The 10133-nt window shown below is 60.4% G+C and carries 11 protein-coding genes; 9 read left to right on the top strand and 2 right to left on the bottom strand.

Annotation, left to right across the window (positions count from 1 at the left end):
• Nucleotides 1–138 precede the first annotated feature (138 nt).
• From epd to fba, 5 genes are all read left to right on the top strand, one after another.
• Entirely contained in the window at nt 139–1194 is a 1056-nt protein-coding gene (epd, locus tag ACP7CZ_RS12915) for an erythrose-4-phosphate dehydrogenase (protein WP_003194958.1), read from the top strand.
• A 17-nt stretch (nt 1195–1211) separates the two neighbouring features.
• On the top strand, nt 1212–2375 hold the full coding sequence (locus ACP7CZ_RS12910) for a phosphoglycerate kinase (protein ID WP_054898179.1): 1164 nt from the start codon (nt 1212–1214) through the stop codon (nt 2373–2375).
• A gap of 31 nt (nt 2376–2406) precedes the next feature.
• Nucleotides 2407–2634, top strand: a complete 228-nt coding sequence (locus tag ACP7CZ_RS12905; RefSeq protein WP_003194953.1) for a hypothetical protein — start codon at nt 2407–2409, stop codon at nt 2632–2634.
• A gap of 60 nt (nt 2635–2694) precedes the next feature.
• Nucleotides 2695–3027, top strand: a complete 333-nt coding sequence (locus ACP7CZ_RS12900; protein WP_054898180.1) for an MliC family protein — start codon at nt 2695–2697, stop codon at nt 3025–3027.
• 275 nt (nt 3028–3302) lie between these two features.
• Nucleotides 3303–4367 (top strand): class II fructose-bisphosphate aldolase, encoded by a 1065-nt coding sequence (gene fba / locus ACP7CZ_RS12895; RefSeq protein WP_003177554.1) that lies wholly within the window; start codon nt 3303–3305, stop codon nt 4365–4367.
• 312 nt (nt 4368–4679) lie between these two features.
• Here fba and ACP7CZ_RS12890 read toward each other — a convergent pair whose 3' ends face one another.
• The gene (locus ACP7CZ_RS12890) at nt 4680–5345 is read right to left on the bottom strand and encodes a polysaccharide lyase family 7 protein (RefSeq protein ID WP_003194947.1); all 666 of its coding nucleotides are present in this window, start codon (nt 5343–5345) and stop codon (nt 4680–4682) included.
• 312 nt (nt 5346–5657) lie between these two features.
• Here ACP7CZ_RS12890 and ACP7CZ_RS12885 point away from each other — a divergent pair, with 312 nt between their 5' ends.
• Genes ACP7CZ_RS12885 through ACP7CZ_RS12875 form a run of 3 tightly spaced genes read left to right on the top strand, consistent with a single transcriptional unit; the run spans nt 5658 to nt 8620 of the window.
• The gene (locus ACP7CZ_RS12885; protein WP_054898181.1) at nt 5658–7763 is read left to right on the top strand and encodes a putative bifunctional diguanylate cyclase/phosphodiesterase; all 2106 of its coding nucleotides are present in this window, start codon (nt 5658–5660) and stop codon (nt 7761–7763) included.
• 42 nt (nt 7764–7805) lie between these two features.
• On the top strand, nt 7806–8306 hold the full coding sequence (locus tag ACP7CZ_RS12880; RefSeq protein WP_034128904.1) for a M48 metallopeptidase family protein: 501 nt from the start codon (nt 7806–7808) through the stop codon (nt 8304–8306).
• 17 nt (nt 8307–8323) lie between these two features.
• Nucleotides 8324–8620, top strand: a complete 297-nt coding sequence (locus tag ACP7CZ_RS12875) for a winged helix-turn-helix domain-containing protein (protein ID WP_294138206.1) — start codon at nt 8324–8326, stop codon at nt 8618–8620.
• A gap of 88 nt (nt 8621–8708) precedes the next feature.
• Here the strand turns inward: ACP7CZ_RS12875 and ACP7CZ_RS12870 are convergent, their stop codons facing one another.
• A complete protein-coding gene (locus ACP7CZ_RS12870; protein WP_054898182.1) occupies nt 8709–9161 on the bottom strand; it encodes a GNAT family N-acetyltransferase in 453 nt (150 codons plus the stop codon).
• A gap of 197 nt (nt 9162–9358) precedes the next feature.
• Between ACP7CZ_RS12870 and ACP7CZ_RS12865 the strand changes: the two genes are divergently transcribed.
• Nucleotides 9359–10096, top strand: coding sequence for a substrate-binding periplasmic protein (locus ACP7CZ_RS12865; RefSeq protein WP_034128902.1), 738 nt, complete (start codon nt 9359–9361; stop codon nt 10094–10096).
• Nucleotides 10097–10133: the final 37 nt, after the last annotated feature.

Raw genomic sequence — 10133 nt, 5'->3', positions numbered from 1 at the left:
TCATTTGGGTGTGGGGTTACGGGGCCCCAGCGGGGGCCACCCCGCCCCCCCTTGGTCACCCGGGCCCCCTGGGGGGGGGGGGTGCCCCGCGATGGCGCCAGTACATTCATCACTGAACTAACCTTGATCGAGAACCCCATGCCCCAACCGCGTCCCTACAAAGTTGCACTCAACGGCTACGGCCGCATTGGTCGTTGCGTCTTGCGTGCTCTGTTCGAGCGAGGGGCGGCGGCCGGGTTTGAAATTGTCGCGATCAATGATTTGGCCGACATGGCCAGCATCGAATACCTGACACGCTTTGACTCCACCCACGGCCGCTTCCCTGGCGAAGTGCGGGTTGAAGGCGATTGTCTGCATATCAATGGCAACTGCGTGCAAGTGTTGCGCAGTGCCACCCCCGAAGGCATCGACTGGAAAGCACTGGGCGTCGACCTGGTGCTGGAATGCTCCGGTGTCTATCACACCCGTGCCGATGGCCAGCGTTTTCTCGACGCCGGCGCACCGCGTGTGCTGTTTTCCCAGCCGATGGCCAGCGAGGCGGATGTCGACGCCACCATCGTCTACGGCATCAACCAGGATTGCCTGACCGGCGATGAGCTGCTGGTGTCCAACGCGTCGTGTACCACCAACTGCAGCGTGCCGTTGTTACGCCTGCTGGACCAGGCGATCGGCCTGGATTACGTGTCGATCACCACGATTCACTCGGCGATGAACGACCAGCCGGTCATCGACGCCTATCACCACGAAGACCTGCGCCGCACGCGTTCGGCGTTTCAGTCAGTGATTCCGGTGTCCACCGGCCTGGCGCGCGGCATCGAGCGACTGCTGCCGGAACTTGCCGGGCGAATCCAGGCCAAAGCCGTACGGGTGCCGACGGTGAATGTGTCTTGCCTGGATATCACCATGCAAACCGTCAGTGACACTGACGCGGCCGAGGTCAACCGAATCCTGCGCGACGCCGCCACCAGCGGCCCGCTCAAAGGTCTGTTGGCCTACACCGAGTTGCCCCACGCCAGTTGCGATTTCAACCATGACCCGCATTCGGCGATTGTCGATGCCAGCCAGACCCGCGTTTCCGGCCCCAGGCTGGTGAACATCCTGGCCTGGTTCGACAACGAATGGGGCTTTGCCAACCGCATGCTGGATGTTGCCGAACACTATCTGCACATCGCTTCTAAACAACCTCAACAGTAATTCAGGAACTGCGACCCATGACCGTGTTGAAGATGACCGACCTCGATCTGCAAGGTAAGCGCGTACTGATCCGCGAAGACCTCAACGTCCCCGTCAAGGACGGTGTTGTCACCAGCGATGCGCGAATCCTGGCCTCGCTGCCGACCATCAAGCTGGCCCTGGAAAAAGGCGCGGCCGTGATGGTCTGCTCCCACCTGGGTCGCCCGACCGAAGGTGAGTTCTCCGCCGAAAACAGCCTCAAGCCGGTCGCCGAGTACCTGAGCAAGGCCCTGGGCCGTGACGTGCCATTGGTCGCAGACTACCTGGGCGGCGTGGACGTGAAAGCCGGCGATATCGTGTTGTTCGAAAACGTGCGCTTCAACAAGGGCGAGAAAAAGAACAGCGACGAACTGGCCCAGCAATACGCCGCCCTGTGCGACGTGTTTGTGATGGACGCGTTCGGCACCGCCCACCGCGCCGAAGGTTCGACCCACGGCGTGGCCAAGTTCGCCAAGGTCGCCGCGGCGGGCCCGTTGTTGGCTGCCGAGCTGGATGCGCTGGGCAAGGCCCTGGGCGCTCCGGCCCAACCGATGGCGGCCATTGTTGCCGGCTCCAAGGTATCCACCAAACTGGACGTGCTCAACAGCCTGAGCCAGATCTGCAACCAACTGATCGTCGGCGGCGGCATTGCCAATACCTTCCTGGCCGCTGCCGGCCACCCGGTGGGCAAGTCCCTGTACGAGCCAGACCTGCTCGACACCGCCCGCGCCATCGCCGCAAAGGTCAGCGTGCCGTTGCCGGTGGACGTGGTGGTTGCCAAGGAATTCGCGGAAAGCGCCGCGGCGACCGTCAAGCTTATCGCTGACGTGGCCGACGACGACATGATCCTGGACATCGGCCCACAAACGGCGGCCAACTTCGCCGAGCTGCTCAAGGCATCCCAGACTATCCTGTGGAATGGCCCGGTGGGCGTATTCGAGTTCGAGCAATTTGGCAACGGCACCAAAGTGCTGGCTAAAGCGATCGCTGAAAGCTCGGCGTTCTCCATCGCTGGCGGTGGCGATACCCTGGCGGCTATCGATAAATATGGTGTGGCTGATCAGATCTCCTACATTTCTACCGGTGGCGGCGCTTTCCTCGAGTTCGTCGAGGGCAAGGTGTTGCCAGCCGTGGAAGTGCTGGAAACCCGAGCCAAAGGTTAAGGCTCGCGTGATCAGGAAAAGGAGCGTTCCCATGATCAAGTCGTTGGCACTGGTGATCGCAGCGGGCCTGTTGGCCGGCTGCGGCAGCACACCCAGCGCGGCGCCGGAGGCGGATAACGCCAAGGCACCGTTGAGAAAAAGCTGTTACCAGGCTGACTGGCAAGCCGAGACCATGCCGGTGATCAACAAGCGCATCGGCAACGAACGGCTGGAGAAATACGACTCCGCGCCCAACGGTCAGGAACAGGGTTGCCCATGACGGGTCTGATCCACTAACCGATAGCAACGGTGGCCCCAGGTCGCCCTGCGAGGATTGGCAATGAAAGGCGTTTTCGCCCTGGCAGCCCTGGCCCTGTTGGCCGGCTGCAGCAGCATGAACCTGTTCGACAAGGCAGAGCCAGCCGACAAATGGACCACCTGGACCTGCGACAGCAAAGCCGAGGTCAACTGGCGCTTTGCCAACCAGGCCCGCTCCGAAGTGGATGTTCGCCTCGGCGGTTCGGACCAGGTTTATCGGCTCAAGCAAGAGGTAGCCGCTTCGGGCGTGCTGTACAGCGACGGCCAGTTGGCGTTTCACACCAAAGGTGAGGAAGGCCTGGTTTACTGGGTAGCGACGGATGATTTGATTGGGCGCGGCTGCAAAGCCAACTGAGAATACGATCTGAAGTCCAATGAGATCAAAATGTGGGAGCTGGCTTGCCTGCGATTGCGGTGGGTCAGCAAAGCCAATATCGACTGGTTCTCCGCCATCGCAGGCAAGCCAGCTCCCACATTGACCTGCTTCACAGTGGCACTAGCGCTAAGCCACACCAGCAATAACGATTCAGCAGCTCAAGCTCAACCCCTTGATCTGCAATAACTTGAATAGCAGCCGCCGCTACGGCAGGCTTGCACGATTAACGACCCTCGACCGGGAGAGACAACACAATGGCACTTATCAGCATGCGTCAAATGCTGGACCACGCAGCCGAGTTCGGCTACGGCGTCCCAGCCTTTAACGTCAACAACCTTGAGCAGATGCGCGCCATCATGGAGGCCGCTGACAAGACCGACTCCCCTGTGATCGTCCAGGCTTCGGCCGGTGCGCGCAAATACGCTGGCGCCCCGTTCCTGCGTCACCTGATCCTCGCCGCCATCGAAGAATTCCCGCACATCCCGGTGTGCATGCACCAGGACCACGGCACCAGCCCTGACGTGTGCCAGCGCTCGATCCAACTGGGCTTCAGCTCGGTGATGATGGACGGTTCCCTCGGCGAAGACGGCAAGACCCCAACCGACTACGAGTACAACGTACGCGTCACCCAACAAACCGTGGCCATGGCGCACGCCTGCGGCGTTTCGGTTGAAGGCGAGCTGGGCTGCCTGGGTTCGCTTGAAACTGGCATGGCCGGCGAAGAAGACGGCATCGGCGCCGAAGGCGTGCTGGACCATAGCCAGATGCTGACCGACCCGGAAGAAGCCGCCGATTTCGTCAAGAAGACCCAGGTCGACGCCCTGGCCATCGCCATCGGCACCAGCCACGGCGCCTACAAGTTCACCAAGCCACCTACCGGCGACGTGTTGGCCATCGACCGCATCAAGGAAATCCACAAGCGCATCCCCAACACCCACCTGGTGATGCACGGTTCTTCCTCGGTACCGCAAGAGTGGCTGGCGATCATCAACCAGTACGGCGGCGACATCAAAGAAACCTACGGCGTACCGGTTGAAGAAATTGTCGAAGGCATCAAGTACGGCGTGCGCAAGGTCAACATCGACACCGACCTGCGCCTGGCATCCACCGGTGCGATGCGTCGCCTGATGGCCACCAACCCGAGCGAGTTCGACCCACGTAAATTCTTCGGCGCCACTGTGACGGCGATGCGTGATGTGTGTATTGCGCGTTATGAAGCCTTTGGTACTGCGGGTAATGCTTCGAAGATCAAGCCGATCTCGTTGGAAGCGATGTACCAGCGGTATTTGAAAGGTGAGTTGAACGCTAAGGTGAACTAAGCCTCAAGTGTTAATAAAAGCCCGCAGCGATGCGGGCTTTTTTATGGACACCATTTAATCAACTTGCAGATGAAGCGCCGAAACCACGGCGTTCTTTGGCTTGTCGCAACGGTGCTGTAGCACCCACACCGGACCTTTAGCCGACGCACGGTCAATGTGGGAGCCGGGCTTGCCCGCGATGGCAGTGTGTCAGGCGCCGAGGATATTGGCTGATACGCCGCCATCGCGGGCAAGCCCGGCTCCCACAGGGTGCAACGGTGTGTTTAAGACTTTGGGTTTATCTGGGAAAAATCCTGTGTCTCACGGGACGATTCACTCGTGATCAATATCCAATTTCGCAAACGTCACCCGCGCACCCTCATTGGTGTCGCCCGTATTGTCCTGCACATACACCCCCGCCTTGAAGTACAACGGCTTGTCGCCCCATGCCGCGCCAATCCGTTCATTCCACTCACTGTCAGCGGCATACACGCTCAGCAGCCCGGCTTTGTTGAGGTTGATCACGTAGGTGAAGCTCTTCTGCAGTGGCACATTGGAGGCGACGATGATCACCTGGCTTTCGGCCTCGTCCGGGCGCATGCGCACTTTGGCGACGATGTTGCCGGTCTGGGTTTTCTCCTTGAATTGGTACTCCAGCTTGATCAGCGGTTTCTGGCTGTCGTAGGCATGGATCTGGCCGATCACGATCTTGCCGGAGGAGGGCACCTGGTTGACGGTGAGGGTGGCGCGCAGGAAGTTGTCGGCCTCGGGGTAGGTCCAGTTACGCAGGCGGCCGTCGGCGTAGGTTTCGCGCAGTTCGCTGCGTGGGTAGATGGCGTTTTCGGTGCGCGAGCCCGTCACAGGTGTCCAGAACTGCACGTCGCTGCCTTCGGCCTGGAAGTATTGATCGTTGAAGCCGCTCAGCAGCCTTGGCGTTTCAATGGTCGTGGGTGGGGAGCCGACCGGAATGCTCAGGTTCCAGGTGGAAAGGTCGATCATGGTGTTGGCCTTTTTACAGAGGGTGTAGGCATTGGCCCAAAGGGCCTTCCAGGTTCTTTATAGGCCGTGCTGGTGAGATTGTTAAACAATTGCTGGCAATTTATTGGCGTCAGCTAAATGTCAAAAAGCCATGTCGCCCGTGAACCGCGGGCTACAGGGCCTTACCGTTAGTCGGCTTCCTGGCCTTTGGCACAATGAGGGCACCCACGTCACTTCTGCTTTTTTGGCCGCGCGGCTAGAGTGAGCCCTCAGTGTTTATCCGGCCTTGGTAGCAAAAGTGACCGGTGCAGCTCCCTAAGGAAGAGACGTAGCATGGATGGCGCTCCACAACACGACGATGCAATTTCGGTTCTGTTGGTGGTCGATGACTACCCGGAAAACCTCGTCAGCATGCGTGCGCTGTTGCAGCGTGACGACTGGCGGGTGATAACCGCCGCGTCTGGCCTGGAAGCCTTGGAGTTACTGCTGGCCCACGAGGTCGACCTGGTGCTGCTGGACGTGCGCATGCCGGGCATGGACGGTTTCGAGGTGGCGCGCCTGATGCGTGGCAGCCAGCGTACGCGCATGACGCCGATTATCTTTCTGACGGCCACCGCCCATTCGCCCGACGCGGTGCTGGAAGGCTACGCCAGTGGTGCGATCGACTACCTGTTCAAGCCCTTTGACCCGCACATCCTCAAGCCCAAGGTGCAGGCCTTGCTCGAGCACCAGCGCAATCGCCGTGCCTTGCAGCGCCTGAGCCATGACCTGGAATTGGCCCGCGCTTTTAATGCCTCGGTGCTGGATAACGCCGCCGAGGGCATTCTGGTGGTGAGCGAAAACAGTGTGATCGAGTATGCCAACCCGGCCATTTCCCGGCTGTTGAATGCAACGATGGCTGAGTTGCAGGGCGAAAGTTTCCTCAGTTTCCTGCAAAAGCCCCATGTGCCAGCCTGGTTGGGCTTTCCCATGTACGAGGCATATCGCCGGGGCGAGACGTGGCGCCAACACGATGCCATTTTGCGCACCGGTCGGGGCCAGCAAGTGCCGGTAGCGTTGTCCTGCGCGCCTTTGCCTGCGGAGCAGAAGGCAATGGTGGTGACGGTGCTGGACATGTCTGAAGTGCGTCACCTGCATCAGCAACTGGAATTCCAGGCCGTGACCGACCCGCTGACCGGGCTGCTGAACCGGCGCGGTTTCCATCAGGCGATGGAGAATACGTTGCTGCGCAGCGAACGTAGCGAGCAGGCGCTGGTATTGCTGTACCTGGACCTGGATGGCTTCAAGCGGGTCAACGATACGTTGGGCCATGACGCCGGGGATCGCGTGCTGCGTTGGGTTTCGGAGCAGATGCAAGCATGCCTGCGTTCCTACGACATTCTCGGGCGCATGGGTGGGGATGAATTCACCGCGTTGCTGGAGCTGGAGTTTCCCGAGCAGGCCGCGAAGATCGCGGAAAAGCTCATCGAGCGGGTATCGGTGTGCCAGCAGGTCGATGGTCTGGAGGTGATGCTTGGGGTCAGTATTGGCATCGCGACGTTCCCGGATTGCGGCTCGGACTTGAGCGGCCTGCTACGGGCCGCGGACATTGCCATGTACGAAGCCAAGCGCGCCGGCCGTCAGCAGTATCGTTACTACGACCAGGAAATGAACGGCCGCGCCCGCTCGCGGTTGATGCTGGAAGACAGTGTACGTACCGCCATCGCCAACAAGGATTTCACCTTGGTGTACCAGCCTCAGGTCTCTCTGGAAGACGGGCGTTTGCGCGGCGTCGAAGCGCTGTTGCGCTGGCAGCATCCCAGCGTCGGCGATGTGCCGCCGGGCCTGTTCTTGCCACTGCTGGAAGAGGCGCGGTTGATCAACCAGTTGAGTGCCTGGATCTACCAGCAAGTCGCCGCCCAGCGCCAGGCCTGGCAAGCCACCTTCGACCCCGAACTGGTGTTGAGCGTGAGCCTGAGCAGCAGCCAGTTCAACATGCCCAACCTGGCCAACCAACTGCAGCAGATGCTGGAGCGACATGGGTTACAGGCGCGACAACTGGAGGTGGAAATCGGCGAAGACTGCTTGATGAGCAATCTCGCCGAGTCCACCAAGCAACTCCAGTTACTGCGCCGGATAGGGGTGCGGATTGCCCTGGACGATTTTGGCTGCGGCCAGTGCTCCCTGGCCCATTTGCGCGACTTGGCGTTCGACACCCTCAAGCTCGACCCTCAACTGGTGGCCCGCCTGCCTGGCTCGGTGCGGGATGCGGCGATGGCGCGCAGCATCATCCAACTGTGTGAGCATTTTGGTGTGCTGGTGATCGCCGAAGGCGTGGAGACCCTTGAGCAAACCCAGTGGCTCAAGGCCAATGGCTGCGCCCATATCCAGGGGCCGTGGGCTGCGCTGCCGTTGATGGCCGAGGACGTTGCCGGCTGGTCGTACCCTCGCGCGCTTTGAATTCGCTACACTGGCGCCCGTCCCAATTGCGTTGCAGAGCCCATGACCGCGTTGAAATACCTCCAGGCATACCCCGCCGCGCTCCAGGAGCAAGTGCGCCAACTGATCGCCAAGGACCAGTTGGGGGCTTACCTGGACCAGCGTTACCCCGAACGCCATGCGGTGCAGAGCGACAAGGCCCTGTACGCCTATGCCCTGGCCTTGAAGCAGGAGCACCTGCGCAACGCGCCGTCTATCGACAAAGTGCTGTTCGACAACCGCCTGGACCTGACCCATCGTGCCTTGGGTTTACACACCACGATTTCCCGGGTGCAGGGCGGTAATCTCAAATCCAAGAAAGAGATCCGCATCGCTTCGCTGTTCAAGGAGGCGGCCCCGGAGTTTCTGCGCATGATCGTGGTGCACGAGCTGGCGCACTTCAAGGAATCGGACCACAACAAGGCGTTCTATAAACTCTGCCAATACATGATGCCGGGCTACCATCAGGTGGAATTCGACCTGCGTGTGTACCTCACCTGGCGCGATTTGCAGGGTAAGCCCTAACCCCAAGGCGACTGACCATGGATGTGAGCAAGACCAAAAGCAGCTTCTACCGCCGCCTGTACGTGGCGTACTTGATCGACAGCCAACTGGCCAGCAGCGTCCCGGCGCTGACCGAGGCCACCGGTATGCCTCGGCGTACCGCCCAGGACACCATTGCGGCGTTGGCCGACCTGGATATTGTGTGTGAGTTCGAGCAGGAGGACGGTGCGCGTCACCATGCCGGGCGCTATCGGATTCGGGACTGGGGGGCGATTGATCTGGGGTGGATCGAGGCTAATCTGGCGTCGATCAAGCAGGTGTTGGGCTATCCCTGAAGGTCGGCTTAGGCAGGACTGACGCTATCGCGGGCAAGCCCGGCTCCCACAGTCCAATGTGGGAGCTGGCTTGCCTGCGATGGCGCCCTCAGATGCGCCGCATACCAATATGTGGAATATCATCTTCCAGGTATTCCTCACCCGCCACCACAAACCCATATCGCCCGTAATACCCCTGCAAATGCGCCTGGGCCGAGAGAAAAATCGGCGTTTGCGGCCAGATATCCTCAATGCGCTCAAGCGCCTCCTCCATCATGTGATGCCCCAGCCCGGTGCCCCGTGCCGCTGGCGAAACGATGACGCGACCAATTACCACATCGCCGCCCTGGGACTCCGGGTCCAGCAGGCGCAGGTAAGCCAATAGCTCATTATCTTGCCAGGCCATCAGGTGATGGGTGTCACCCGCCAGGTCCTGCCCGTCGATGTCCTGATACGCGCATTTCTGCTCGACGACGAATACCTCGCTGCGCAAGCGCAGGACGGCATACAGCTGGTCCTTGCCCAAGTCGTCGTGATGTTTGCAAATCCAATCAACCGTCATGATGTGTGCTCTTGTAAAGACGTGCCTGGATAGTAAGCGCGGCGGGCGCTGCTGTCTAAAATTGGCAAATGTGTGAATGGCGTCAATTTGCCATCATTGAGTGCGTGCGCTGCTGGCTGCTTTGTGTAATCTGCAATGCAGGCTCATTGATGAGCTACTGTTATCAGGCCACCGCCTGCCCGCCAAGGACTTTGAGCATGCCGAGATTGACTCGTGCCGTTGCTTTGATCGCAGTGCTGCTGCTGGCCCAGCCGGTGCTGGCACAGCGTCTGCGTCTGGTGGCGGATGGCTGGCCGCCCTTCACCGATGCCACCTTGATCAATGGCGGTTTGGCCACGGATATCGTCAGCACGGCCCTGGCCCGTGCGGGGTACGCCAGTGACTTTGAGCAGGTGCCCTGGGCCCGTGCGCTCAAGGGCGTGGGCGATGGGCGCTACGATGTGCTGATCAACGCCTGGTACGACGAAGCCCGCACGCAGTTTGGCCAGTTTTCTGCTGAGTACCTGCTTAACCGTGTGCGCTTTCTCAAGCGCAGCGACGATGACATTGTTTATCACAGCCTGGCCCGACTGCACGACGAGACCATCGCCGTGGTACGCGGTTACGCTTACTCGGCGGCGTTCGATCAAGACTCCCAGCTACAGAAAGTACCCGTGCACAACTTCGCCATGGCGGTGCGCATGCTCGCTGCGCGGCGTGTGCGGTTGACGCTGGAGGACGAATACGTAGCGCGTTATTACCTGGCTCGGGAGTCGCCGCGGGTGCGCAATGCGGTGGCGTTTGTGGGCAAGCCGTTGAGCGAGAACAGCCTGCACATTCTGGTCAGTTTGAAGAACCCCGAGCACGCGCAGATTGTCGCCAGCTTTGATCGGGAGATTGCCAGGATGAAGGCTGATGGCAGTTATGCGCGCTTGATGAAGGCGCATGGGATGTAGCGTGCTTGTGGGCCTCATAGCGGGCAAGTCCGGCTCC

Source organism: Pseudomonas sp. DWP2-2, assembly GCF_049897065.1.
GTDB lineage: Bacteria > Pseudomonadota > Gammaproteobacteria > Pseudomonadales > Pseudomonadaceae > Aquipseudomonas > Aquipseudomonas paracarnis.
Note: the sequence above shows the minus strand (reverse complement) of the source record. Positions and strands in the feature narration are given on the sequence as shown.